Origin of the sequence: Legionella feeleii, from assembly GCF_001467625.1 — a bacterium.
GTDB lineage: Bacteria > Pseudomonadota > Gammaproteobacteria > Legionellales > Legionellaceae > Tatlockia > Tatlockia feeleii.
The window spans coordinates 1-25,339 of sequence record NZ_LNYB01000004.1 but is presented as its reverse complement, the minus strand read 5'-3'; the positions used below and the strand labels follow the sequence as shown (position 1 = coordinate 25,339).

Sequence of the window (25,339 nt, the reverse complement as noted above, 5' to 3'; positions counted from 1 at the left end):
AAATTATCGATACCGAATCTTACATGATGAAAATCGATAATCAATCTTTTGGGGGGGCTGCACCGCGAGGCAGTGGCGGAGAATGGCCTAATCATAAAACCAAAGTGCGCTCTGGTTTAGACAAGCCAGCTCGTTCGAAGGGGTAGTGAGTTAGGGCTTGAATTTGTATTCAACGATCAAATTCAAGCTCTGATAGGTGTTCTTTTATCCAGCTAGCGACGTATTCCTTTGGGCAGACTTAGCATGCTGTATAGCGCAGGTTGTTTCTTCCTCTGGGGGTGCTGAATAAAAAAATGTACTCGGTGAAGAAGATTGGTTGATTGATTCGAGCTCTACCGAAAATTCCTCCCTTTTCTGTGGGATGACTTCTTGGGATAAATATCCCAAGAAACCGCCCAGTTTTGCTAGGTTTTTACGTAAATAGGCACGACTTGTTTGATCTTTATTTTCCTTGTACATGGCGTAGTAAAAGGCCAGGACATCATTTGCTGACGACTCCTCCCGCGACTTGGGTTTAGAGCTGTCAGAACGAGATAAACGCCATCGTTCATAAGCTGCTTTACCATATTGCTCATGATTTAAAAATTTATTACCCAAGCAATTCCATTCAAATGTGTTTCGGGGATGTAAGCGAAATCCACAATGGTAATGAAATAGCAAGGATTCATAACCTATATCTACTTTGATGTTTCCATTGGTTTGAAATCGTTTGGAAAAACTTAATCTGAATACTAATTCATGGAGGGCAGTTCCAACATTTCTGCATTCCCCATCGGGAGATTTATTATGCAATTGATTGATAATAATATATTTTTTATAAGTCGGTGCTCCTAGGCGCTCTTCAGAAATGTTGACATAACCAAGCTGTTTCCCGTCGCTGTCGATGATTTTATAGGTATGCTGATACCCATCTTCATTGACAACAGAAAATTTTAGAGGATTACCTTCCTTATCGAATAGTTGGGTAGTTAATTTCATCTAATTGTCTCCTGGGAACATGCAGTAATTGGCTAGAAAAGGCATTTATTTTAAGCATTTTAATTATTTGTTGGTCATAATTACAGCGAAAATTAGGAAAGTACGGAGTCCAAAAAGGAATAGATGCATTGAATAAACAGATAGATTTAGTTGCAATAAGAACTAATTATCAGACTGATATCTCCAGAATTTTGGCATGCAGAGACAGCAAAGAGTGACACCTGCAACGCATAAAAAACCACCAGAGACTATAGCAGTGGTAATACCAGCGGCGGAGGCAATAACACCTGCTCTGGTATCCCCTAGTCTGGGGCCGCTTAAATAACTGATCATTTCAATACCCGCTAAACGTCCGCGATAGTCGTGCGGGATCGAATGGTTCCACAGAATACTTCTAAAAATCCCGCTGATTGCGTCAAAAGCACCAGAAAGTGCCAAAAAGACGAAGGCCCAGAACAGCGAGGTCGATAAGCCAAAGCCTACCATGGTGAGACCCCAAAAGGCCGCTGCAATCGCTATGGCTTTACCATCTTGTTTAACTTTAGCTGTCCACCCGCTGACAAAAGAAATCGACAGGGAACCAACAGCAGGTGCTGCATACAGCAAACCCAAGGTTTGTGCACCGCCCAGGGATTGCGCAATTGCTGGGAATAGTGCATTAGGCATTGCAAAAACCATCGCTATAAAATCTACACAGTAACTTCCCAAGAGCTCCTGTCGTTTCCAGGCGAATTGAACCCCTTCTTTTATGGCGGCTAAAGCGGATGTGGAGTTTGCAGCAATCGGTTTGGGTGGATTTTGCATGAGGAATAAACTGGTAATCGAGATAGCAAAAGTGAGTAAGTCAATACAGTAAGTTACCACGACTCCCAAGTGGGCAATAATAAAGCCAGCTATTGCAGGTCCGACAATCATACAAAAACTGTATTTAAAGCTTACTAACACGCCTAAAGCTTTATAATCCCCCGGCAGGACTAATTGCTGGCTCATGCTCTCTAATGCAGGACGATGTAATCCCGTAATAGCAGACATCAATGAAGAAATAACAAAAATGCCAGTGAGACTGGGTTGCGCAATATAAGCATTAAGGGCCAAGAGAGCGCAGCCAATAACAAGACATGCTTCACTAATTATCACCAAGCTGCGGCGATTGTATTTATCCGCAAATACACCACCAAGCAGTGCAGTAATTAATAAAGGAATCAATTGAACCAGACTTAATAATCCTACCATCAGCGATGAGCGGGTTAGTTGATAAATTTGATAAGGTAAGGTGATAGTTGTAATCATTGTTCCGATAAATGATACAAATTGCCCGACATAAAGTAGGGCATAGTTACGGTTTTTTTTAAGAAGTGAAATATCAATAAAAAGGTTCAAAATGAACACCTTGCGCAAGTAGGATTTTCGAGTTTTCCTGCAGTGTAGTAAAAATATATTGGTGTTTTATCTTCGAACGTAAACTGCCGTTCATCACCATTTTGTTAAAAAATAAGCGAGTAGATAGGGTAATTACGCGAAAGGGATAAAGTTGTATTTTATATGAAATACAAAATATATAAATAATTATTTGTCTCTGTGGGGTTAACACCCTACGCCAGACATAAGGGCAGCGGGTACTAGCTGATCTTTTTCTAACGTATAGGTTTTGTTGGGTACCACACTAACCCAGTTAGTCAGCAAATCAGGTTCTCCTACACCTTTTGACCACACTAATATTCTGAAGTGGCTTGCGTTTTTAGGGAGATCTAACTCGCTCTTTCCTGTTTGTGAAATAATTTGTAATGAATCTGAGTTCAGTTTTAGGCCATAGATTAGAGCTTTATTCTCTTTTTGCATCTCTTTAGCAGTGGTTGCCCATTGAACAGCTATCCTTGATTTTTGATCCTTTAGGGGAAAAGTTGTTTTATTGTCGAAAACAATAGTTGCAGCAAACCCTACTGAAGTAACGATTAGCGAGAGAAAACATGTCATGATTTTTTTCATCGTATCACCTGATAATAGTTATAGAACTGTTATTCCTTCCTGAGTCTGACATGGGGCATTTTTATCTATTTGAGGTGTCTTTAGTGGAAAACTTCCTTCAGAGCAAAGTGTGGGCGTTTTGCCAATTCCTTTAAATAGTTCTTTAGGAATATGCACGGTTACATTCTTAATAACGTTGACTGCCTCAACAATTTCGAAATTACCAACCATGCTGAGGAACTGGTAACTCTCCTGCGGGGAGAAGCCTTGAGTGCGTACTAAAAACTCAATAGCATTTTTAGACGCCAGTTGCATGGCTTCCAAAAGATCTTCATTTAAGCCAACAATCATCCATTCAGAAGAATTTTCGATAATAGGCCAAGTAAATAAACTACTTCCGTTTCGTTTGGTTTTATCAAAAACCCCCTCAGCTTTAAGGTCTTTTCTTACAATAAACTGCAGCGTGATCCCTTCATAGGATGTTTCCAGGGCTGTTACATCAATTTCACCATTGCTTTGCATCGCATGCGAATCCCCAGTCCAAACCAAGGCCCCTTTGTGAAATACAGGTAGATAAAGGATAGAGCCTACTCGTAGACTGGGTGCATCCAAATTTCCACCAAAAGGTCCAGGGGGGACGGAGTTAAATTGCCCAGATACGGGTTGTCCCATCTGGGTTTGTAAATTGACAGGCCAGCCGTCTGGCCAGTCAAGCGGAGGGGCTACTGCTATTATTCCCGGGAATGGCTTGAGGTGTAAACACACTCCTTTAGTAAATTCGGTGGTATTATTCTTTTTGTCATATTTAAAGTATTTAATCCTTGGTTTGGTAAACTCCGATAAAATCCCTTGCGTTGGACTTAAGAAGTTATAGCCGAAGTCATTCAATTTAATATCGAGAATGCGAATCTCTAATACATCGCCTGGCTCTGCCCCTTCGACGTAAACAGGGCCGGTCAAGGTATGCATACCACGTCTTTTCTGAATATCATGTTTGACATAAAATTTTGCTACATCAGCAGGTGTTGTTTTATTGAAGACCATTTCATGGAGGCAACTATTCCATGTTTCCAACGAGACTGCATCACCTGAGCGAACTTTTATGACAGGAGGTTTATCGAGTGAAAAAAGACCTAGTGTTGTTGTTTCGGAGGTTGCCGGAACGCGGTATGTTTCACCCATCAGTGAGGAAACGTATAAGGTGCTGAGGATAAATGAGAAAATTTGGAATTTTTTTAGCATTTCTAGTCCTATTAAAAATAGCTAATATCGACTATGTTTATATGCATGTCTGTAAAAAGCAAGTAAATTTTATTATCGGATTTAATGCAGAAATACATCATCCAAAGAAATAAATACGGTGTTATTAATAAACTGGTTTCTTATCAGGAATAAAAATTGGAACTTACTATAAAAAAAATCATCTATCTTTTAGCCCTTACCATTTTATTTTTATCTCTGTTACATGCTTGTGATCTCCATGCCGATTCACCCAAGGCTCCAGCGATAAGTTCACCATCCCTCTCAAACACAATAACTGAAACATCAGCTATTAGCTCAAACCCGGCTGCCGTTAATGTCACTACTGGCTCAGGAATTCTTCAGCAGTTGATACAGCAAAAATTAGGTATAAAGGATAATCATGGTATCGAAATAAAAGGCGCATGGTTCGGGGATACAAATCGATTATTTACGGGAGGGATCCCTGCTGCGAAGAAATCTACGTCGAATAGCGTAGGGTTAGTTGATTTGACCATTGATATGGAGCGATTTAATGGGTGGAAAGGTGGATTATTTAGTGCTCAATTTCTTCAGCAGAATGCGCAAAACACGAATGGGCCGGCTGGCATTACGCAAGGATATAATTCCTTGCCTGATGTTCCGCCTTACAACCGCTCTGAACTTTATGCCCTTTGGTATAGACAGGGTCTTTTCGATGACACCCTTTTCATTCGCCTAGGAAAGACTATCACTACCTTGGATTTTAATAACGTGATAAAACCCGTTCAGCTCGAGCGTGGTGTACCTAATATTCCGGCTGTCACCAGTTTAATTTATACCCCGGTTTTTATTAATCCCGCAGTCGATGGAATCATGCCTGGTTATACCAATTCGGCCTATGGCATATCGGCAACTTATACTCCAGTCAAGGAGTGGTACCTTTCTTATGGCGTTTTTGATGGTAATTTAGCCAGTGGAAAACAAACAGGACTCACAGGGCCGACTTTCAATGGCAATTATTTTCAGGTGGGAGAAACAGGAAGTGCCTGGCTCTTGGGAAGAAAGCCGGGTACTTTAGGGCTCGGATTATGGCATCAAACAGGCCTTATTCGCGAGAACAACCTCACTGAAACGGGGGCAACAGGGGTTTATTTATTTGGTTCCCAACGCCTATGGTATCGCCATCCCGGATACGACATCAGTGGTATCTCAGCGTTTTATCAATATGGCATTAATAACTCGAAAGTATTATCGATGAAGCAATCAGTCGGAGCAGGCTTAACGGCATTTGGCCTTGTTGCTAACCGGAGTTCAGATTCAATGGGTGTAGGGTTCTCGCTGGCTTGGTTGAATCAACGAACGACAAATCGCAAGAGGGAGGTGATGTTTCAATGGTATTACCAAGCCAAGTTAATCACGAACGTCTATTTGGAGCCTGCAATTTCCTATATTCCTAACCCGGGACAAAGCAAAAATTTAAATCCTGCCACAGCAGGAACATTACGGGCGATCGTCTTATTCTAAACAGGCCACTTGTTAAATGGAAAACCAGGTTGATTGATATCAAATGATCCAGCGTTCAGAAGGCCAGAGCTTCCTGTAGTTGTTGTAAAAATTTATTTGCCGATGCTTCACCCACGAGACGTAAATTTTCCTGCTCATCACCATTTTTGTTAAGGAATAAAAAAGTAGGTGGTGCAACGACATTAAATAGGTTAAGAAGTGCCTTATCGTGTTTGTTATTTGCAGTGATATCTACTTTCAATATGACAAAATCTTTCAGGGCCTTTTCCACACGGGGATCTTTAAAAATAGTAGCTTCCATCAGCTTGCAAGAGGAGCACCAATCAGCATAGAAATCAATCATAACTGGTTTACCTCGCGCTTTGGTGATCGCTTGTTGAGCTTCGTCAACTGTCTTAATCACTTCATGCGAACTGCCCAGATGTTTCCCTTCTGCAGCGGCGGTGACTCGCAAGCCAGTTAAAGGTTGCAGCGGATTAGAGCCACCCATGCTTGCTCCTACCAGTACCAGCAAACCATAAACCAGTAACAGAATGCCTAATCCCTGGCCAAATTTAGCTTGCTTGGAATGAGCAGGACTCAGTGCACCACAATAAATCCCTGAAAAAACTAATAAACTTGCCCATAAAGCCATCACCAGGGGAGAGGGAAGAATACGTCCTAATAAATAGATAGCAACAGCAAGCAGCAAAACACCAAAAAACGTTTTGACAGTATTCATCCAATGACCTGCTTTAGGAAGCCATTTGCCGGCTGACATACCGATTAACAAAAGTGGTGTTCCCATTCCTAGCCCGAGGAAAAACAAGGCTATGCTGCCTAAAATAATATTTCCGGTATTAGCGATATAACTTAAGGCGCCGATAAGTGGGGCAGTAACACAAGGTGAGAGGATTAAAGTCGATAAACACCCCATTGCCGCTGCACCAAGGTAATTTCCTCCACCCTGACGTTGACTGGCACCAGCTAGTTTTGCCTGCCAGGAAACCGGTAAGCGCAATTCGTAGTAACCAAACATAGATAGGGCGAGCAAGATAAAAATCAGGCTAAAAAGACTGATTATCCATGGTGATTGCATGGCAATTTGGAGATTAGCACCTAATAAAGCGACGACAGCTCCGACAATAGCGTAAGTGACGGACATACTGAGTACATAGCTCAAAGAAAGAAAAAAAGCTTTGCGAGTAGAGATAGTCGCACCATGACCGACAATAATCCCTGATAGTACGGGTACCATCGGTAAGACACAGGGAGTGAATGATAAAAGGAGACCAAAGCCAAAAAAGCTTAGTATGACCATCATCCAGTTATGGTTGGTGAAGACCGCTTCGATGTCGTTAGTTGGTTGCTGCAATGTTTGTGCTTGTTCTTCAACCGCTTGTGTTTCCATATCTACTTGGCTAAGTGCCAGATTTGTATCGATTGTTAATTTGATCTGACGTGTCTCTGGTGGGTAGCAGAAACCATCATCTGAACAACCCTGGAAATATAAATTTACCAGCGTTTCTCCAGGTTGCTCACCTAGAACCGGTACTGGTAATGACAGTTGCCGACGGTATATATCATAAGTACGACCACGCTTATCGGTCTTTTTTAATGTTTCGGGAAAGCGAAGGGTGCCTAGATGAATATTAGAGCCAGGTTGCTCAGTTAATTTAATACGATCACTATAAAGAAAATAGCCTGGCTTAATTTGCCAATTAAGCGTGAAAGTATTCGGGTCAATTTTTTTGGCCTGTACTTGAAAAACGTCAGCGGCAGGAAGAGGGCTAGCATAATTGATAAAAGAAGCAAAAATAAGTGCCGCGAATGAGAGCCATTTTTTCATAATATGCTTTTGAAAACCTGTAAAATTGTAGAACATTGTAGTCCCAAGATTAAAAAAACCAAAATTTTTTAAATTTTCCCCCTTGAAAATAATCTTTTTGTCTCCATATGGCTGACATCAGCGTTATGTAATATTTAGTATGTGGCGCTAAAAACTCAGAGCTTCCTCTGAAAATTATAGGTGATTAACCAATCAGGAGAAAACAAGTATGAAAATTCGTCCGTTACACGATCGTGTTGTTGTTCGTCGTATGGAAGAAGAACGTACCACAGCTGGTGGTATCGTGATTCCAGATAGTGCTACTGAAAAACCAATGCGAGGGGAAATTATCGCTGTTGGCGCAGGTAAAGTGCTGGATAACGGTGATGTTCGTGCTTTGGCCGTCAAAGTAGGTGATGTAGTCCTGTTTGGCAAGTACTCTGGTACTGAAGTCAAAGTAGCTGGACAAGAACTCGTTGTGATGCGTGAAGACGACATCATGGGTGTGATTGAGAAGTAATCTAACAAGATTAAGGAGATTGTGATAATGGCTAAAGAATTACGTTTTGGTGACGATGCTCGTCAAAAAATGCTTGCTGGTGTAAATGCATTAGCTGATGCAGTAAAAGCAACTATGGGTCCAAGCGGACGTAATGTTGTTTTAGAAAAGTCTTTTGGTGCTCCTACTGTAACAAAAGACGGTGTATCTGTTGCGAAAGAAATCGATTTTGAAGATCGTTTCAAAAACATGGGTGCACAAATGGTTAAAGAAGTTGCTGCTAAAACTTCTGACACAGCCGGTGATGGTACAACGACTGCAACTGTACTTGCTCGTGCGATTCTGGTGGAAGGTCATAAAGCAGTTGCTGCTGGCATGAATCCTATGGATCTGAAGCGTGGTATTGATAAAGCAGTAACAGCAGTAACCAAGCAATTGCAATCAATGTCTAAGCCTTGCAAAGATGGCAAAGCGATTGCACAAGTAGGTACTATTTCTGCTAACTCTGATCAAGCCATCGGTTCTATCATTGCTGAAGCAATGGAAAAAGTAGGTAAAGAAGGCGTGATTACTGTCGAAGATGGTAACAGCCTGGAAAATGAATTATCTGTGGTTGAAGGTATGCAATTTGACCGCGGTTATATTTCTCCGTACTTCATCAACAACCAGCAAAACATGAGTGCTGAGCTTGAACACCCATTCATTCTATTGGTTGACAAGAAAATCTCTAGTATTCGTGATATGTTGTCTGTATTGGAAGCTGTTGCTAAATCTGGCCGTCCTTTACTGATTATCGCTGAAGATGTTGAAGGTGAAGCGTTGGCTACACTGGTTGTTAACAACATGCGCGGCATCGTTAAAGTATGTGCTGTTAAAGCACCTGGTTTCGGTGATCGTCGTAAGGCAATGTTGCAAGATATCGCTATTTTGACTAATGGCCAAGTGATTTCTGAAGAAATTGGCAAGAGCCTTGAAGGTGCTACATTAGAAGATTTAGGTACTGCAAAACGTATCGTTATTACCAAAGAAAACACCACAATTATTGACGGTGAAGGTAAAGAATCTGACATTAATTCACGTATTACTCAAATCCGTGCGCAAATGGAAGAAACTTCTTCTGACTACGACCGTGAGAAATTACAAGAGCGTGTTGCCAAATTAGCTGGCGGTGTTGCCGTTATCAAAGTGGGCGCAGCGACTGAAATTGAAATGAAAGAGAAAAAAGCGCGTGTTGAAGATGCTCTTCATGCTACTCGTGCTGCAGTTGAAGAAGGTATCGTTGCCGGTGGTGGTGTTGCCCTGATTCGTGCACAAAAAGCATTGGATGGTTTGAAAGGCGAAAATGCTGATCAAGACATGGGTATCAACATTCTGCGCCGTGCGATTGAATCTCCTTTACGTCAAATCGTAGCGAATGCTGGTTATGAGTCTTCTGTTATCGTTAACAAAGTAGCTGAAAACAAAGATAACTTTGGTTTCAACGCAGCGACTGGTCAATACGGTGACATGGTTGAGATGGGTATCCTTGATCCAACTAAAGTAACTCGTACTGCATTACAAAACGCAGCTTCTGTTGCTAGCTTAATGCTGACCACTGAGTGCATGGTTGCTGACTTGCCTAAGAAAGATGAAGGTATGGCTGGTGCCGGTGATATGGGCGGTATGGGCGGTATGGGCGGCATGGGCATGATGTAAGCCTTTCCCCCAATTTAAAAACCCGCCAATTGGCGGGTTTTTTATTGCAGGAAAGAATTTGCAACTCAAAAAATGGATTTGCAAATTAAGAATGATATCCCTCGGGAAGAGACATCGCGGCTTCATCCAGTCTCTTTTGTTTTTCATAATGTTTAGGTTTTGGGTAGTCCCATCCTTCATAAGCCATTGGAACTTCAGTATTAAATCGTTGGAAGTCATTTTTTTGAAAGTCTAGCCTTGAGCGTAATACCATCCGATCCTGTGAAATAATTACTCTACTTTTGTCATTATTAGCTTTCGCTAAGACATCACATTTTAAAACAAATTCGTTCTCTGGGACTTTTATTAAATCTTTAATCATTTGATAGACTTGAATTGTATGGTTGCAACCATCTACATCGAATATTGAAAAACTTTCTTCTGCCCAGGAATCACAAATAACGGTATTCGGATTCCATGCTCTTGGATCTGAGCTAAGTGTTGAATCCAGGCGACCGATGACTACGAAAAAATGGTCCGTAACCGGATTATTAAATAATTCAATGGATGGGCGTTGCTCTACAGGAAGCCTGGAAAATTTTTTGTATAAATAAATGTAAGCAACACAGGCTTTCTCACAACAATTTCCCACGCCATATTTTTCTGCCAATACGGCAATTTCATTAATCCACTCCAGGGAATACATTTCGTAAGCGATCTCTATTTCACGCATTTGATTCATTTTTTTAAATGCTTCCTGCGAGCTGGGCAGATCATAATCTTGTTCAGGGATTTGATTAGTCGAGGTTTTAATTTTGGATAGGGTGTAATCGATCGCTTTTTGTGAATAATAACCTTGCAAAGCGCTGTTGTTTGAGAAAAATTTCATACTAATTTTGAGACTCTAAAATCTGAGAGGTGTTTTTCTATCTATTTTATTACTTCTAAATTAATTAAATCTTAAGGATGCCTTTGTTCTATTAGTGGATTGTAATTTTATGTAGGTAGAGCTTCTCGATCTCATTGACTGTACTCTAGCTCTAGCTTAGTATCGCTAACCTGTTGTCCACTAGAGGATGTCGTTGACTCCTCAAAATTGAGAGTAGAAAAAATGAAAAAAATAATAAAATGCCTGGCAGGCATAATGATAATGATCCCTTTCGTTTCATTTGCGACTGTAATCCCTTTTAACAAATCAGATTGTGCCGCTTTAGCAATGCCTAAAACAGTGATCCTGGTACATGCTTCCTGGTGTTCACATTGTAGAAGTTTCATGCCTACTTACCAAAAAGTTTCTGATCTTAAAAAATATAGCGATTGGACTTTTTATGCGCTTGAAAATGATAAATTTGAAAAGGTTTGTGGTACTTCAATTCAGGGTGTTCCTGCAACATTTAAAAATAATATGAGAAGTGTTTTGTTAGGGAACAAATCTCAAGCAATGTTAGAAAATTTTTTGAATAACTAATATCGCTATTCGAATGACGCGTATAAAGCTAAGAGAGCCCAAAAAATTGTTCACAGATAACTTCTCATCCTTGGGTTTCCGCGCATAAAGTTTGAACGATTCTGTCAAATTCGCTGCAGACCGATGGTAAGCAAAACCAAGATCTGCAGCTTGTTATTGAAAACACTGATAACAAACTAGTTTCGTCTAGCGTAAATTCCAATAGAAAATATTACCAGGCTCATTCCTAAACACTGCATCTTTGTTAATTGCTCTCCTAATAGTAACCAGGCCAAAATTACCGTAGCGAGTGGCATGATCGCTGTAGAAAGAGAAGCTAAGAGCCCATCAACGCGTTGGGAGCCAAAAGACCAAAAGACATAAAACAAGCCTGAACTTAAACCCAGACACAATAAAATGACCCAATCCCAGCTGGTGAGCTGTGCAGGACTCCAGGGAAAAAAGAAAAGCAGAGGAAATAAGATCAGAGCATTAAGACCATTCAGAAAGGCTGAAATTAAAAATACGGGTAAACGGTTTGAATGCAGTTTACATAAAATATAGTAAGTAGCTTCAGGTAAAAGGGAAAGCAAAATAATAGCGTCACCAAAAAACGAATGATTTAAGCCAACTCCTTTGAATTTATTGCTGGCAATAATTACAAGCCCTAAGGTAGCAAAGAGTATGCAGAGACTTGTCTTAGCAGATATTTTTTCGCCAAGTATCAGCCAGGACATTAGCGCAATCGTCGCAGGAAGCGCGCTGGTAATAATACCTGCCATATTAGCATCTGTGTAATGCAATCCCAGTAACATAAGACAGTTAAACAAAACGCCAGCAGAGAGTGCTTGCGCTAAAATAAAAAGCCAATCCCTTTTCTTTAGTGTTGAAAAATGGTGTTTTATAGTAAATCGCCTGGCAGGCGTTAACCAATGTAAAGGCAAGAGAATAAAGGCTGCTAAGGAGAATCGCAGTGTTAGCATAAATAAAATGGGTATTGATGAAACCAAATATTTTGATGAAACAATATTCAGTCCTACCATGGTTTGAGCTAGAACAAGGTAGAAGAGACCCTGGAAATAATCATTATTTTTTGCCATAAAGAACCCCTTTTTAACAGCCTCCTGGTGCAGTACCAAGAATGAAATGGGAGTTTAGCAAGTTAATCAAATCCATGTATTATTCTAAGCACGCATAGTTTTTGCAGTCAGCATCATTTCACGCCACTGGGAAGGCGTCATATCAAACGTTTGGCTAAAGCGACGGCTAAACGCCGGTAAATTTTCATAACCAATCTCATAGGCAATAGCCTCAATTGACAGATGTTCGCTCACAAGGAGTTGTTGTGCTTTTAACATTCTTTTATGGCGCCAATACTCTGCAAGCCCCTGGCCTGTGCTACGTTTAAAACGCCGTTGCAGTTGGCTGCTACTTAAGTTGCATAATTGTGACAGTTTGTTGATATCAATGGGCATGGCAAGATGTTGTTCGATCCAGGATTTGGCTTTTGACACATAAGGATCCTCAATACTCGCAACAGTTTGGCCCAGCAATTTAAATAATAAATTCTCAACCAGATAATCAAAAAAAGCATCATGCTCTTCTAGCATTAGATAACTTTGAGCAAAAGAGAGAAATTTTTTAGTTGTTGGTGTCAGACTAAGAAAAGAAGATATCAGTGTGGCATGCGACAGTAGAGTGGGCGTTTTTATATCAACCACTAAAAAAAGATTCTCCTTACTGGCAGCAAAACAATGTTCTTCATAAGGTGCAATAAAAGCGGCTGTATTAGCACTGACCATTCCTGTGCGACAACCCGTCTGAAGTTCTAAGGTACCACTAATAGGCAATACAAGCTGAGCAAAATCATGGCTGTGGTTTGCAATTTCAGTTTGATAAGAACGCAGAGAAAGGTAAGAGGATAGGGTTTGAGAAGAGGCCATGATTAAATCCCAGATATATTTACAACTTGCTATGAATAGGTACTATTGTGGTACAACTATACTATGCAATGACAAGTAAAGCACATGGTTGTTGGTGCTGATCTTCCGTGTGGAGCGTATTCCATGATGAAATTGATCCTGGTTTTGGCAAGTATACTTGGCTTGTCTTCGGTAATGCTTGGTGCGCTGGAAAGCCATGTATTTGGTGCGATGTTAACCTTAAAAAATGCTCAACGTTTCGGTATCGCCCTCCATTGTCAGCAATTATATAGTATTTTATTGGTTGCACTCAGTTTGTATGGTTTGCAGCGCAACCCTCCCAAATTATTACATCTTGTTTGCGTTATTTTCCTCTTAGGTGTTTTCATATTTAGTGGTAGTCTTTACGCATTGATTTTTCTTGCCAAACCTATTTTTCGCTATGGGACTCCTTGTGGCGGGGCATTGCTCATGTTAGGTTGGATCCTGCTCTTATTATTTAGTATGTTTTATAAACCGCAAAATGGACGATAAAGAGGAAAGAGTCTGGCCCAAAAAGTCAATAAACTATACATGCAGCAAGATTAAAAAGGATAACCCGTCTCAGTGAAATTAATCTCGACACCAATACGTAAAAATAGGGCTTCAGTAAGCTGTGAAAATAGGGCCTGTTTATAAATAACTCCTTTCTTCTTAATAAACCACAATATCCTGGCTCGGTATACTGCCTTCTACTGTGTTCACAGGAATGAATCTATATCCTACTCCGGTAAGTAGCTTTTGGCTCGTCTATAGTGTTTTCCCAGCTACACCCAGTTAATATTACAGAAAATAGGGTAATAGAAAATGCTGTATAGATTAGTTTTTTCATGATGACTCCTTAACAAACATTTTTATTTATTACCTGACCCATAAAATATAGTACAGATTTGAATTCCGCCCCTAATTAAGAGGTTGACAGCCTGATTTGTATTAAAAAACAGGTGGTCAGTGCTTTGCAGGTTTTTTATCACTCGATTTGAGCAATCTGGATGTTGTAGGCGAAAAACAAACTTCATGCTGATAGGATCTAATCAACACGGGGCTTTTCTTATTTTTGTTGGTTTAGCCAGTCTTTAATACTTTGTTGAGTAGTTTCTATGACCTCAAGTAAATGATGATATAAGGTATTGAAGTTTGTTGTATCGCCTGCTTTTTGATTAATCTGCAGATATTGACAGGCGTATTGGAGTCTGGCTGTGCCGCAATAGATAGCGCTACTTCTCATTCTAAGTATGGTGTCTCCCAGAGATTCCCAGGCACTTGCTTCATACGCCTGCTGAATTTTGATTTTTTCCAGGGGGAGCTCACTCATCATTAACTCGAGTGATTCTTTTAATAGCTCAATACTACCTAAATTATTAATTCCTTGATTACTATCAAGTAGGGAAAATTGCTCTAAAGCAAGAAATATTTCCTTAGAGAACTTGTCTTTTGTTTCGATGACTTTTGACTGCTGATTTTCCTTTGTTGTAGTAACTAATTCGGAAAGAATACCAGTTAGAATCGTTGGGGTCATAGGCTTGGTAAATACCTGACTCATGCCAGCTTCTATGCATTCATAAGCTGAGCTTGCTAAACAGTGAGCCGTTAAGCCTACAATAGGGGTTGCTTTTTGATTATTATCTTTTTCCCAGTCACGAATATAGATAGCTAATTCAATTCCCGACATACCTGGTAAACCAATATCTGTAATGATTAAATCGAATTTAGATTTTTTGATAAGATCGAAGCCATTTTCTGCATTCATCGTGGAAGTAAATTCGCATCCTGCCTGTTTTAGAAGTGTTTCAAGTAATCTTAATGCGATAGCATTATCTTCGACGAGTAAGACATGGGGAAAATGCTGCGATGTTGTCTTATCATCAGTTTCCTGCTTAATTATAAATCCTTTCGCATTACGTTGGCTCATATAGTCCTGTCTAATGAAATTTATACTTGGCTTATTGTCTTATTTAGGCTGGGGATGTTCAATGTTTCTGGAAAAATTAAGCTGAATGGAATGCGATCAGCGTAAGAACGCAGTTTAGTACCCCAGTGGCTACTAATACGCTACTCTGCTCGAAAGTACCTAGCATGATAGATATTATTCCAATCACTGAACCCAGAATGCACATCTACTATTTCCCAAAAATATCTATTATTGCACTTTTTGATTAACGAATTATTAAGGGCGAAATTATCGATGTAAAAATATCATTATTTTTCATAGAGAAAAATTTACTAAAGGAGGGCCATTGTACTGATAACACCCTTTGAAATTTTTTGAGGAGTTTAGGCATGTTGGATCAAGTTATTTATTGAAATATTAGAGCGTAGTAAGGTAGGAATTATCTGGCCCGTACTATCACAAGCAAGTTTTTTCTTAATATTTTCGAAGTGTTTATCGACAGTGCGTTTTGATATTTCTAGAATATCAGCAATACGATTGGCATTAAAACCAAAATAATAGAGATAAATAATTTCTTTTTCTTTTAATGTTATATTTTTTGCCGACAAGAAGTTAAAGGGCAGCTTATTTAAATCGAACACAGTGCCTTTTACCATTTCGTGAATTTTAGATGCCTGTTCTTTTTTTCCTAAAATTATTTCCTTTAAATTTAAAGAGCCTGGTGGTTGGCGCGATTCCGCCAGTGAATTCATCTTAATGATAAAATCTTTCGGTAAAGTCAGTGTGTTTCCATTAATTAACCGTCTGCAACGCTCTGCAAGATCCTGAGAAACTATTTTTAAAGTATCTATATTGTTAAGGATAAAGTTATTTGAGTGAGCTACATCGGAACGCGTCGCAAATGTATAAATTTCTGTGAAGGTTTTATGATCATGAACAATATCAAAAAAATAAGTATACTTTTGATCAACTAAAGTTTCTTTAATTGAAACTGGTAACACCTTGTCCTTTTCAATATCTGAACTATAAAAATCATGCAGGGGCGCAGTAATATGATTGATAATCTGAGTAGTCCATAAATCATTCTTAATAAAAACATCCAGAAGTGAGTTATCTGACATCAACTGCAAGCATCGTCCACTCAGATCGAAGTAAAAATAGCCCCAGCTATAAATCAGGGTATTTTCAAAAATAGACTGGTAACGACTTTCTAAGTAAGGTGTATACATTTTCATGTTACTAAAAGCTTTCATAACGTCATTTCCAAGACAAGACTCTTTAAAAGCCTATTATTTAGTACAGTGTAGTTTATTTTTAATATAGACAAAGTGAAGTTTACTAGAACTTAAAAATTCAAATTAAAAATATTTCTTCTAGAAAATAGAGAACATAATGGACTGCCAAAGAAATATTAAAAGCCGCTTGACCCTATTGTTGCTATATACCTTATCTTTTGATTGGAGGAGGTAATACGATGACTCAATGGTTCGTAAAAGACTTAAGCAAATTAACCGGTGTCTCGGTGCAAACACTGCATCACTATGACCGTATAGGGTTACTCAAGCCTTCATTACGACTTGTTAATGGGTATCGTGTTTACTCCGAAAAGGATTTATTGAAATTACAACAGATTATTGCTTTGAAGTTTTTCGGTTTTGAGTTATCACAAATCAAAACCTTACTCTCTGAAGAATGTGAAGCGCTCCCGCATTTTAACAGTCAAGCACAAGTGTTGGAGCAGAAAGCAGCTGCTTTACTTGAGGGGGCTAAAACCCTGAGAAGCATTATTGATTCTGTTGATGACGATCAATCCATTCCTTGGGAAACCATTATTCAATTTATTGAGGTATACAGAATGACAGAACATCTTGAACATAGTTGGGTTAAAGAAATATTCACCCCTGATGAACTCAAGCAGTATGTAGAGTTTGAAAAAGAAATGAAAGCCAATCAGCAAAAAATTGTTTTTGAAAAACGTTGGCAACAATTGGCAGAGGAGTTGAAAACTAACCTCAAAAACGATCCTTATTCAAAAGAAGGTATTCGCTTAGGAAAAAAATATATGGACTGGGTGAATGGAATCTATGGCAAAAAATACGCCCATCTTAGGACCAAAAAGTGGGAGAAAGGGTTTGGAGAAGGAAAAGGTCTTGAAGAGATTGGATTAACCCCAGAGCTTATATCGTGGATAGAAAAAGCCACCGATGCCTATTGGCGAGATCGAATTTATGGGTTTCTTAACAAAATCGGCATAATTCCTTCTTCTACTGCATTAACACTTTGGAATGAAATACTCGATGACATGTACGGCGAAGAAGAGGCTCGCAAAATTACAATTTACGAAATGGCATTAAAAGATGATAGGGTAAGCCAAAAGGCAAAAGAATGGCTTAGAAGTCTTTTAAATACAAAGTAAAATCTAAAATAGTCGGATCAATTTTTTCTGATCCGACTACAAAATCAATCGAGTCTAATCGATTTTTGACGCTTTTGATTTGCCTGATTGTTGGGTTCTCTAACGATCAGACTTGCATATTAACCTTCGAGAGAAGGGGATGGAAAGGAAGAAGACTCATAATCGGCTTTCGTTTCATCTGCTAGTGTTGTTTCGTGATCTATCGTGCCAGTAGCTACACTGTCCTTAGAAAAGAAATCGAAATATTGGCCTGTTCTGGCACGCTTGTAATCTGGTAGTAGGCTACCTTTGGTTGTTTGCCGACTGGTCATTGTTTTTCTTTTACTTAATTCTTCCACTCCTACATTTAACTTGTCTTCTTCAGGAACGCGGCGAGAATTACATAAAAAAGGAAACAATTCTGCGATGGAAGGTAAAATACGCGACTCGGCTCTGGTGTTATTAGTTGTCAAGTCAGACGGTGTCTCAGAGGATTGCTCAAGGGATGCTGTTCTCTGTGGCGGTGAAAATTGCCATATATCGACAACATCCGGTGGTTGTGCCGCTGTATTTTCGGATGTGGTTGGCTCCTCATCTACTGCAGTAAGTGGTACTAACGCATCTTCCTCCAAATCGGTTTCTTCACCCTCTAACTCAGACTCGCTGTCTGTTTCTACTGGACTGGGTTGAGGAGTAACTATGCTGCGCTCATCCCCCTCTTGCCTTTCGATAGTTTGTTGCATTGTTTTACTTGAGCTGGTTTGCGGTATTTCAGCGAAGGTATTTATGATTTGCTGCGCCAATTCTAAGGTTTGAGTATAGAGTTGCTCCGTTTCGCTTAAGTGGCTGCTTCCTCCTGACGCCCTTGTTTCTTCGAGCGCCCTTAATCCTTTCCTGGCTTTGGTAATTAATCTTTCGGCATTTAAGCGTAGATTTCTATTGAGCTCTTCCAGTACTGAGGGTGAAACCAAGTTTTGAGAAAAATAAACGGTCATAATTTTGGGTGCTTTTTTTCTGCCGGCCGAAGCAAGGTAAGAGTACTTATTTAATCCATCAATGATACTTGTCAAATTGGTTGACTTCTGTTCAATGTTATCTCCATAGGTGAGAAGAAAAGGTATTTGCCGTGCTTGTAATTGCCTAATCGAAGTAGAAAGATCATTAACGCTTATCTTTTGGAGATAAAATTTAGCATCATCGTGTTCATGAGGAGGTGTCAGAAAGCAAATATCACCAGGGTTTGTTTGATGAAGAGTCTCATGCATATCCATTTGCTGAAATTCAATATTTCCTTTATCGATTAATTTCTTGCTGTGATGAAGTAATTTTAATGTGGTCTCGAGTTTTGTGCTTCTTTCTTGTAATAAGTAGGCGCGGCGTATTTGAGTCCCTGCAAATTCTACATTAACAAAAGAATTATTTTGAATGAAAAGAAGTAACGAATAATCTTTCGGTAAGGGTTGTTCATTGTATTCAACAATCATTTGGTTAAAAATAGTATTGCGCTGACTTGCTGGGCTGTTATGACAACGTGAATGATGTTCTCGGTAGGATTTTTCTATATCTTCCCAACGATTTTCTTTAATGTAATTTAATAAATTGATTAATTCCCCATTGATGTCACTGGCAATGTATTTTTTTTCTGGATATTTTTGGGCTAAATAGAACGTTAGCGCACAGCTTCCACAAGTCACATCTTTAACGACACTAGCTTGAGCAAACTCAGGCGAGCGCTCAATGATCTTTTCTATGCTCTCTAAATAATTTAACGAATTACCAAAATAGCGAAAAGCTCGGGGGGATGTCATAAATGTCTTCTTTGGCTCTTTTCTTTGTACGTTACCTTGTCGCTCACGGCGCCAGACAGCAAAATTTCCACGGAATGATTCGGAATGCGTATAAGCTTCAAAAGCTTGGGGGTTGTCTATTAAACTCGGTTGGCTTTTAACGTGATGAGCCAATTTTGCCTGGCTTCTTTCAGATAATGGATGCGCTGTGATTTGAAATACATGTGGAGGTATTCCTAAAGCAAGACTTTCGGCCATTAATAATTTGCAATGCTCTTCTTTAATTAAGGTAAAATTAGCTATTTTGAATACCGGAAAAGCTACCTTTCCTTTAACATAAGTACCTTTTAATCTTTCCCAGGCTAATCGGTAGGCCAAAGTTTTTTGATAGGGTCTCAGTTTGTCTCCAGTACCAGAAAATTCGTGTACAAGATAACCTGGCAACCATGAAACTCGATGCCAAACTCTTTCTAATTCGATAGGCCCCCGAGTACTTTTGCGTGCATGCCCCGTTATTTTTTTTAGTGCGGTTAGATCATTAGGACTTAAAGTGGTAAATTGCCTATCGAGAGAATCAGATTTAGATCGTTTTCTCAGTATTGGTAATAATTCTGAACGTAGCTCATTGCTTTTTTGTGGCGTAAGAGGGACCTGGATGTATTTTTGCCAACTGGAAGATGTCCGCTGATCATGAGTTGGTGTTTCTCTCGGTGCATAATAAAGTTCATTGTGTTCAGTGAAAATATAGAGATCTTTCGATTCACCGGGCAAATTTTGCAAATCGGTTTCACCTTTAAATGTGTTCATCAAGATAAATAAACAGCTTTTTGAGATTATTTTCTCTTTTCTTAACGCTGTTTTACTTTTTGGGGAGGGAGAAAATTTCTCACGCATATCAGATCCTGGCAAATTAAAAAATGGAAATGATTTTCACATCATGCTAAATGGCGGGTCAAAAGAAAAAAATTACGGGGGGAGATTCCAGAATGGAATGGCTAAAGATCGATAGGGAAGAAGTCGGTAATAGGCTGTAATTAGGTAATCGGGTAAAAAATAGTGTTACCTATAAAAAAGATTAAATTGTTAATGCAGGTTTCGGCAACGATTATTTTGGTTTGTTTGATTTACTCTGTGATCTTGACGAAGCCTTGTTGAACGAGCTGTATTGTTCTTGCCATAGCATCAGTAGTAACTTTGATATTGGGAAGTAGATTAGCATTTCCCCAGTTGTGTGCTTTCGCTGTGGCGCCACACAATTCAATTTGTACACCGCTCTTTATCAGCTGGGCTACAAGCGCTTTGTAGGGGTTACCTGCCACGATGTTTCGATCAGTATTATAAGCGTTGTCATTCAACGTTACATGTCCTGCATTGGTGTGAAAGACTGCGATTACTTGTGATTTGGCACCCCAATCAGAGATGTCATTCTTGATAAGCTGAATATGAAAAAGCGATGCAGGCAGATCACCTTCAAACGATAAGGAGCCAATGCTGAATACTGCTTTTACTTCTGCAAGTTTTACCGGTATCTCAATCTGAAGTGATTTTTCTGAATTAGACATGTTGGATTCCTTTCAAGAGCCGCATTAGTATATATCCATTGATTTTGTTATCTACCCCGGCGAGTTCAATAGAGGCGTTTTATGCCTATAATGCGCATCACAGTATAGATTAGGCATTTTGTTTGTGCAAATATAATTCAATTTAAGTCAAGCTGGTTTTCACCTGACTGCTATTATTTTTATCGCTATAATCATAGTTAATTGGCTCCATCTAAGGTTTACTTTTGTTCGTTCCAACGAGTTATAGAGAAGCAAATAATGGCTACTGATCCTGTGCACGGAAATGAAAATTTGAATAAAGAAATTATTCAATGGGGTTATAACTATCTTGCATCGCACCGCTATAGATTAAAAAGCATTCAGCCAGAGAATGTACAACATACACCTTGGTCTTATGTGGTCCGCTTTATAACATCGGATGGCTATATTTATTTGAAGCATACACCACCACTGCTTGCCTTAGAGCCTGTCATCACCAATATGTTGCATGATCAATTCCATGCCTCCGTTCCGGAAGTGATTGCAGTCAATGCAGAATTAAATTGCTTTTTAATGAAAGATGCAGGCAGGCCATTGCGAGAAGTTTTGAAAAAGCAATTCGACCCCATATTGCTTTGTAGGGCTATTGAACAATTTACGTTTATCCAGTTGGCTGTTGCTTCTAATGTCGATAATTTTCTTGATATTGGCGTCCCCGACTGGCGATTAGATAAATTACCAGTCTTATACCAGCAATTACTTTCGCAAAAAGACCTATTGATGGAGGATGGATTATCAGAAATAGAAAGGAATGAATTAGAGAGTCTCCTTCCAACGATCTTTAATTTATGCAAAAAATTATCCGATGTTTCTATCAAACAAACGCTTGTGCAGTGTGATTTTCATGACAATAACATCCTTATAAGTGATATATCACAAATTATTACCTTTATTGATTTGGGTGAAATAGTCATTTCTCATCCGTTTTTTTCCTTAGTCGGCTGTTTGCGACAAGCAACGTTCCATCACGCGTTGACAAAGGAAGATGATGCCTATTTACAGCTTGTGGATGTTTGTCTAAAAAATTATCTGGCTTTTGAGTCTAAAAGCCATTTATTCGATGCTTTTGTTATAGCGCAGCTCTTGTGGTTTGTTTATGAGGCATTAGCTCAATACAGACTGAGAATAGCCTGTGATGAAGCGAGATTTTTGTCATTTCAAAGACATGGGAAACTCAGCGGTCGATTGAAAGAATTGCTGGCCGCATGTCGGGCAAGTGACTAGGAATCAATGGCGATGCTTTCGCTTCCATTGATTCCGAGTGGCTTATCACCAGCTTAGTTACTAGGAACCGAATGCTGCACGGGCTGCTTCCTCACCCAGTTGTATTGAATTTAATGCCAATTGAATCTGATTACTATCAATCAGATTACTATCTACAAGGGTATCCAAAACGAGCCCCACAACATATTTATAGAGTTCGCTATCCGAATCTCTTCCACCCTCTCTTTGCGATTTTAAAAGGATGTATTGCTTTAAGTCAGACTTGGTATGCTGTTTTTGAAGAGTAGGGGAGATTGCGCGGCCCAAGACAGGCAATAGATGGGCAGCCATTGTCATCATGACAACGAGCAAACAATACCAACGGTTATCTAAATCTTGAGCATAATTAACGGTTGTTCTTAACATGCCTGCGGTATCATCATGCAATGATGATAAAACAAGCGAAGCCATATAAAGCAAAAGTATATTGCCAAAATAAACCTTGACGGAATTCTTCGCTATTTTCCCAGTCTCAGCGGCAATTAAATCTGCACCACTCCTAATCAATGGCTCAAGCAATTCTAAAATTTTCGCCGAAGCATGTTTAATAAATTCTTCTTCGGCTATGCCTAAGGCAAAATTTGAAATACTATCAGCGATGCTGCTTTTAGACGCTTCTTCAGACAAAAAACTCAAGCCGTATTGGACCACAGAGGACACCACAGTGTGACTTATTGAATGGACATAATAAGATTTCACTGCGCTACGCACTGATCGTTGTATAGTAAAACGAAAGGCTGCTGAAACGAGTGGTTTGGCAATCACTTGTATTGGGAGTTCGACGCCTTTAGCAAATAGTTTTAAACCTTGATTGACTGGTGGAACATTTCGTTCAATCGCATCGATAACGGCTTTCCCTGAAGCAACATTCGCTACCTGCTTCATAGTGCCTGTAAGCGTAGTACTTTGCTGAGCCCCTTTATAGCCCTCTCTTGCTGTCTCTAAGCCAGCATTAATGTATTTTGCTCTCACAATAAAACCCTTAAAAAAATCGGGAATGCTAACATACTGCTCTTTGTATGAAAAGTATAAATTTTTACCAATCCGACATATAAAGAGGCTTTTGGGTCTATTTTAACCTGTCACATTATTAAAAAGACATCTCTATTTTATCGTTACAATTCAATCTTTTTTGCAAAAAATTAAACCACTATGTTTGAGCATGAGGTGTTATGATGGCTTCTAGTATTGGGTTGATGACAGAATCAAATTTCCCAACTACGGGGGAGTTTGTGTGGCACTCGCGCCAGGACACTTAACACAGATCCTAATATGCTTTCCAATACCACAACAAACCATTCCATTAATGAAATAAATTCTTCATTGCATGGAAAGCTTGATTAGTGCAAGGATTAAGGGCAATATCCGCCTCCTTGAATAAAATGACAATCCGGGTAGTAAAAATTCTTGATAAATCATCGATATAGTAAAAAGGATTAGACATGCCAAAAAGAAAAATGGAGGAGATGGTTCCCCCAAGCGGAGGCAATCAACAAACAACTGATAATTATTTTATCGGCTTACCTGATGATCTACTTTCACTTATTTTGTTTCATCTTGCTTCGGATAGAGCTAAAGAAAATGAGAAGAGGGAGCAAAATAAAAAAGGTGAGGGAAACTCCCTAAGCAGGTTGGCATTGGTTTCACATCGATTTCACCCCATAACCAGAAATTTTCATTATACGCTCAAACTAATCGATTTCATCATCGCAGTGAAACGAAAAGAGATTCAAGCATTGTTAGGCAACCATCCGGGCTTGGCTGCGGAAATTGTTCCTATAACGGGTGGTGCAGGGCAGACATTTAACTGTTCTCCCTTCCAATATGCACTCTGGATTTTGGATATGGCCAGCTGCAATCTTATGCTGGATTCCCTTCCTGCGAGTTCGGAAGGCGAAGCAATCAGACAAAAACTGTATGCACAGGCTCAATTAGTTAAAGATTATGGATTGGAATATGAGGTAAAAGGGAAACGCTATAGAGAAAAACATCTTAATTTTGAATTAATTGCAGCTGCAGTTAATTTGTTGCTCGCTAATCATCAGGACTGGAGTAGGGAAGAATTAGAACATTACTGGGATAACATAGCGGGGCAGGCTCAACTACTTGTTCCCTTGCATATGTCGTTAACCTTAAGAGCCGGTTTTGCCCATGACAGGTTCTCATCTCGGACTGCTGATGCAATTGGGGTTGGTAATTTCATTGCTTCCATACAACCTTTAGTGAAAGACTATTCTCTCGGTTTATGTAAAGCACTCGATGCCGCAGAAAAACGCAATGATAAGGCTCGCTACCAGGAGTTAAAAGATATAGCAGCAGCCGATATATCTGCCCTCTGGGCTTTTGAAATGGCCAGGTCAAAATTTAACCTGCCTGAGCTTTTGGGCAGGTTAGCGCCACAGGGCAGTGTCAAAGCTCAAAGTGCGCCTTGAGGGGGATCTAACCCAAACGATAACCTTATGAAAAGCGAATTGCTCAGAACGATTTCAGACGTGTAAATTACTGTTATTTGAATAAACTTGAAGAATTGCTTGCTTTTAGGAACCATTGAGAACCGTTAACAACCTGTCTCAATGGTACCGAGGGTGGGACTCGAACAAACATGTAACATATTGATTTAATTAATTTAAAATAGGAAAGACTCGAAAATTACCCAAAATCATACCCAACACTGTATATGATAGCTGATTAGAACGATTACGAAAAGATAAGAAATATTAAACTAAATTTTTTAAATTTTAGGCCGATAAATTAATACTGGAAACTATAAGTGGCCTTTCATGCAAGACGAGCGTAATGGATATACTGAAAAAATTACTCAATCGACGGCTTCGTATAAAGTAATAGTTGCTGGAGCGGGAACGGGTAAAAGTTTCACTATGTTGAAACTCTTGGAAGCGGACTTAAATAAGAATTACCTTGTTTTAACTCTAACTAATGAGTTAATTAATGCATTGGATGCGGATCTAGGTGAGCATGCAAGTTGTTGGACCTTACATAAATTGATTTTAGATATTTATAAAACTGACCTTCAAGGAGCTAAAACAGTTTATCCCCAATTTCCTGATGTTTTAAAAAAGGATGAAAAAATTTTGGGTTTAGGGATTAATTTAATGAACGGCGTACAAACTGCTAAAGACTCTAATCATGAGGATGTTAAAGCTTATTTCAACCGCTCAGATTATTATAATGCTATATGTTTTGATGGAATGACATACTTGGTTTGGCAGTATTTCGCCAGAGTTATTGTCAATTCTGGTGTATGAGCAAAATATCATCAAGCGGCCTTCCAGTCCGATTGTTCAACAACCTGCACTCCGTCTTCA

At 39.4% G+C, this 25,339-nt stretch carries 24 protein-coding genes; 10 read left to right on the top strand and 14 right to left on the bottom strand.

Annotated features, from left to right (window positions below):
• Positions 1 to 23 precede the first annotated feature (23 nt).
• Positions 24 to 146, top strand: a complete 123-nt coding sequence (locus Lfee_RS17750; protein ID WP_256593832.1) for a hypothetical protein — start codon at positions 24 to 26, stop codon at positions 144 to 146.
• A 58-nt stretch (positions 147 to 204) separates the two neighbouring features.
• Here Lfee_RS17750 and Lfee_RS00245 read toward each other — a convergent pair whose 3' ends face one another.
• The 4 genes from Lfee_RS00245 to Lfee_RS00230 all read right to left on the bottom strand — a co-directional run bounded on the left by Lfee_RS00245 (position 205) and on the right by Lfee_RS00230 (position 4,185).
• Positions 205 to 978 (bottom strand): hypothetical protein, encoded by a 774-nt coding sequence (locus tag Lfee_RS00245; protein ID WP_058443271.1) that lies wholly within the window; start codon positions 976 to 978, stop codon positions 205 to 207.
• Between the two features lie 162 nt (positions 979 to 1,140).
• A complete protein-coding gene (locus Lfee_RS00240) occupies positions 1,141 to 2,358 on the bottom strand; it encodes an MFS transporter (RefSeq protein WP_058443270.1) in 1,218 nt (405 codons plus the stop codon).
• A 204-nt stretch (positions 2,359 to 2,562) separates the two neighbouring features.
• Positions 2,563 to 2,964 (bottom strand): hypothetical protein, encoded by a 402-nt coding sequence (locus tag Lfee_RS00235; RefSeq protein WP_058443269.1) that lies wholly within the window; start codon positions 2,962 to 2,964, stop codon positions 2,563 to 2,565.
• Between the two features lie 18 nt (positions 2,965 to 2,982).
• Positions 2,983 to 4,185 (bottom strand): acetamidase/formamidase family protein, encoded by a 1,203-nt coding sequence (locus Lfee_RS00230; RefSeq protein ID WP_058443268.1) that lies wholly within the window; start codon positions 4,183 to 4,185, stop codon positions 2,983 to 2,985.
• Positions 4,186 to 4,341: 156 nt separating this feature from the next.
• On the opposite strand from Lfee_RS00230, the gene Lfee_RS00225 reads away from it, so the two are divergent.
• Positions 4,342 to 5,688: a carbohydrate porin gene (locus Lfee_RS00225; protein WP_238584832.1), complete on the top strand. Its 1,347-nt coding sequence runs from the start codon at positions 4,342 to 4,344 to the stop codon at positions 5,686 to 5,688.
• Positions 5,689 to 5,743: 55 nt separating this feature from the next.
• Here the strand turns inward: Lfee_RS00225 and dsbD are convergent, their stop codons facing one another.
• Positions 5,744 to 7,516, bottom strand: a complete 1,773-nt coding sequence (gene dsbD / locus Lfee_RS00220) for a protein-disulfide reductase DsbD (RefSeq protein ID WP_058443308.1) — start codon at positions 7,514 to 7,516, stop codon at positions 5,744 to 5,746.
• Between the two features lie 208 nt (positions 7,517 to 7,724).
• Between dsbD and groES the strand changes: the two genes are divergently transcribed.
• Together groES and groL are read left to right on the top strand one after the other, a co-directional pair.
• Entirely contained in the window at positions 7,725 to 8,015 is a 291-nt protein-coding gene (groES, locus tag Lfee_RS00215) for a co-chaperone GroES (protein WP_026069347.1), read from the top strand.
• Between the two features lie 27 nt (positions 8,016 to 8,042).
• Positions 8,043 to 9,689 carry a chaperonin GroEL gene (gene groL, locus Lfee_RS00210; RefSeq protein ID WP_058443267.1) on the top strand — a complete coding sequence of 549 codons (1,647 nt, stop codon included), beginning with the start codon at positions 8,043 to 8,045 and terminating at the stop codon, positions 9,687 to 9,689.
• Between the two features lie 85 nt (positions 9,690 to 9,774).
• Here groL and Lfee_RS00205 read toward each other — a convergent pair whose 3' ends face one another.
• Together Lfee_RS00205 and Lfee_RS17525 are read right to left on the bottom strand one after the other, a co-directional pair.
• Positions 9,775 to 10,557 carry a hypothetical protein gene (locus Lfee_RS00205; RefSeq protein ID WP_058443266.1) on the bottom strand — a complete coding sequence of 261 codons (783 nt, stop codon included), beginning with the start codon at positions 10,555 to 10,557 and terminating at the stop codon, positions 9,775 to 9,777.
• A gap of 131 nt (positions 10,558 to 10,688) precedes the next feature.
• Entirely contained in the window at positions 10,689 to 10,943 is a 255-nt protein-coding gene (locus tag Lfee_RS17525) for a hypothetical protein (protein WP_058443265.1), read from the bottom strand.
• Here Lfee_RS17525 and Lfee_RS17520 point away from each other — a divergent pair.
• Positions 10,942 to 11,136 (top strand): hypothetical protein, encoded by a 195-nt coding sequence (locus Lfee_RS17520; RefSeq protein ID WP_058443264.1) that lies wholly within the window; start codon positions 10,942 to 10,944, stop codon positions 11,134 to 11,136. The genes Lfee_RS17525 and Lfee_RS17520 overlap by 2 nt on opposite strands.
• Positions 11,137 to 11,312: 176 nt before the next feature.
• Here Lfee_RS17520 and Lfee_RS00190 read toward each other — a convergent pair whose 3' ends face one another.
• The gene (locus Lfee_RS00190) at positions 11,313 to 12,215 is read right to left on the bottom strand and encodes a DMT family transporter (protein WP_058443263.1); all 903 of its coding nucleotides are present in this window, start codon (positions 12,213 to 12,215) and stop codon (positions 11,313 to 11,315) included.
• Positions 12,216 to 12,299: 84 nt separating this feature from the next.
• Positions 12,300 to 13,058: a helix-turn-helix domain-containing protein gene (locus Lfee_RS00185; protein ID WP_058443262.1), complete on the bottom strand. Its 759-nt coding sequence runs from the start codon at positions 13,056 to 13,058 to the stop codon at positions 12,300 to 12,302.
• Positions 13,059 to 13,181: 123 nt separating this feature from the next.
• Between Lfee_RS00185 and Lfee_RS00180 the strand changes: the two genes are divergently transcribed.
• The gene (locus Lfee_RS00180; protein WP_058443261.1) at positions 13,182 to 13,571 is read left to right on the top strand and encodes a DUF423 domain-containing protein; all 390 of its coding nucleotides are present in this window, start codon (positions 13,182 to 13,184) and stop codon (positions 13,569 to 13,571) included.
• 556 nt (positions 13,572 to 14,127) lie between these two features.
• On the opposite strand, the gene Lfee_RS00175 is transcribed toward Lfee_RS00180, so the two are convergent.
• Both Lfee_RS00175 and Lfee_RS00170 read right to left on the bottom strand, forming a co-directional pair.
• Positions 14,128 to 14,988 (bottom strand): response regulator, encoded by an 861-nt coding sequence (locus Lfee_RS00175; protein ID WP_058443260.1) that lies wholly within the window; start codon positions 14,986 to 14,988, stop codon positions 14,128 to 14,130.
• Positions 14,989 to 15,350: 362 nt separating this feature from the next.
• On the bottom strand, positions 15,351 to 16,220 hold the full coding sequence (locus Lfee_RS00170) for a helix-turn-helix transcriptional regulator (RefSeq protein ID WP_058443259.1): 870 nt from the start codon (positions 16,218 to 16,220) through the stop codon (positions 15,351 to 15,353).
• Between the two features lie 221 nt (positions 16,221 to 16,441).
• On the opposite strand from Lfee_RS00170, the gene Lfee_RS00165 reads away from it, so the two are divergent.
• Positions 16,442 to 17,383, top strand: a complete 942-nt coding sequence (locus tag Lfee_RS00165; protein WP_058443258.1) for a MerR family transcriptional regulator — start codon at positions 16,442 to 16,444, stop codon at positions 17,381 to 17,383.
• 119 nt (positions 17,384 to 17,502) lie between these two features.
• Here the strand turns inward: Lfee_RS00165 and Lfee_RS00160 are convergent, their stop codons facing one another.
• Both Lfee_RS00160 and Lfee_RS00155 read right to left on the bottom strand, forming a co-directional pair.
• Positions 17,503 to 20,043, bottom strand: coding sequence for a DNA adenine methylase (locus tag Lfee_RS00160; protein WP_058443257.1), 2,541 nt, complete (start codon positions 20,041 to 20,043; stop codon positions 17,503 to 17,505).
• A gap of 230 nt (positions 20,044 to 20,273) precedes the next feature.
• Positions 20,274 to 20,711 (bottom strand): DsrE family protein, encoded by a 438-nt coding sequence (locus Lfee_RS00155; RefSeq protein WP_058443256.1) that lies wholly within the window; start codon positions 20,709 to 20,711, stop codon positions 20,274 to 20,276.
• Positions 20,712 to 20,969: 258 nt separating this feature from the next.
• On the opposite strand from Lfee_RS00155, the gene Lfee_RS00150 reads away from it, so the two are divergent.
• Positions 20,970 to 21,974, top strand: coding sequence for a phosphotransferase (locus Lfee_RS00150; protein ID WP_058443255.1), 1,005 nt, complete (start codon positions 20,970 to 20,972; stop codon positions 21,972 to 21,974).
• A gap of 60 nt (positions 21,975 to 22,034) precedes the next feature.
• Here Lfee_RS00150 and Lfee_RS00145 read toward each other — a convergent pair whose 3' ends face one another.
• Positions 22,035 to 22,985: a hypothetical protein gene (locus Lfee_RS00145; protein WP_058443254.1), complete on the bottom strand. Its 951-nt coding sequence runs from the start codon at positions 22,983 to 22,985 to the stop codon at positions 22,035 to 22,037.
• Positions 22,986 to 23,455: 470 nt separating this feature from the next.
• On the opposite strand from Lfee_RS00145, the gene Lfee_RS00140 reads away from it, so the two are divergent.
• Together Lfee_RS00140 and Lfee_RS00135 are read left to right on the top strand one after the other, a co-directional pair.
• On the top strand, positions 23,456 to 24,445 hold the full coding sequence (locus Lfee_RS00140) for a hypothetical protein (protein WP_058443253.1): 990 nt from the start codon (positions 23,456 to 23,458) through the stop codon (positions 24,443 to 24,445).
• A gap of 348 nt (positions 24,446 to 24,793) precedes the next feature.
• Positions 24,794 to 25,279 (top strand): AAA family ATPase, encoded by a 486-nt coding sequence (locus tag Lfee_RS00135; RefSeq protein WP_058443252.1) that lies wholly within the window; start codon positions 24,794 to 24,796, stop codon positions 25,277 to 25,279.
• Positions 25,280 to 25,339: the final 60 nt, after the last annotated feature.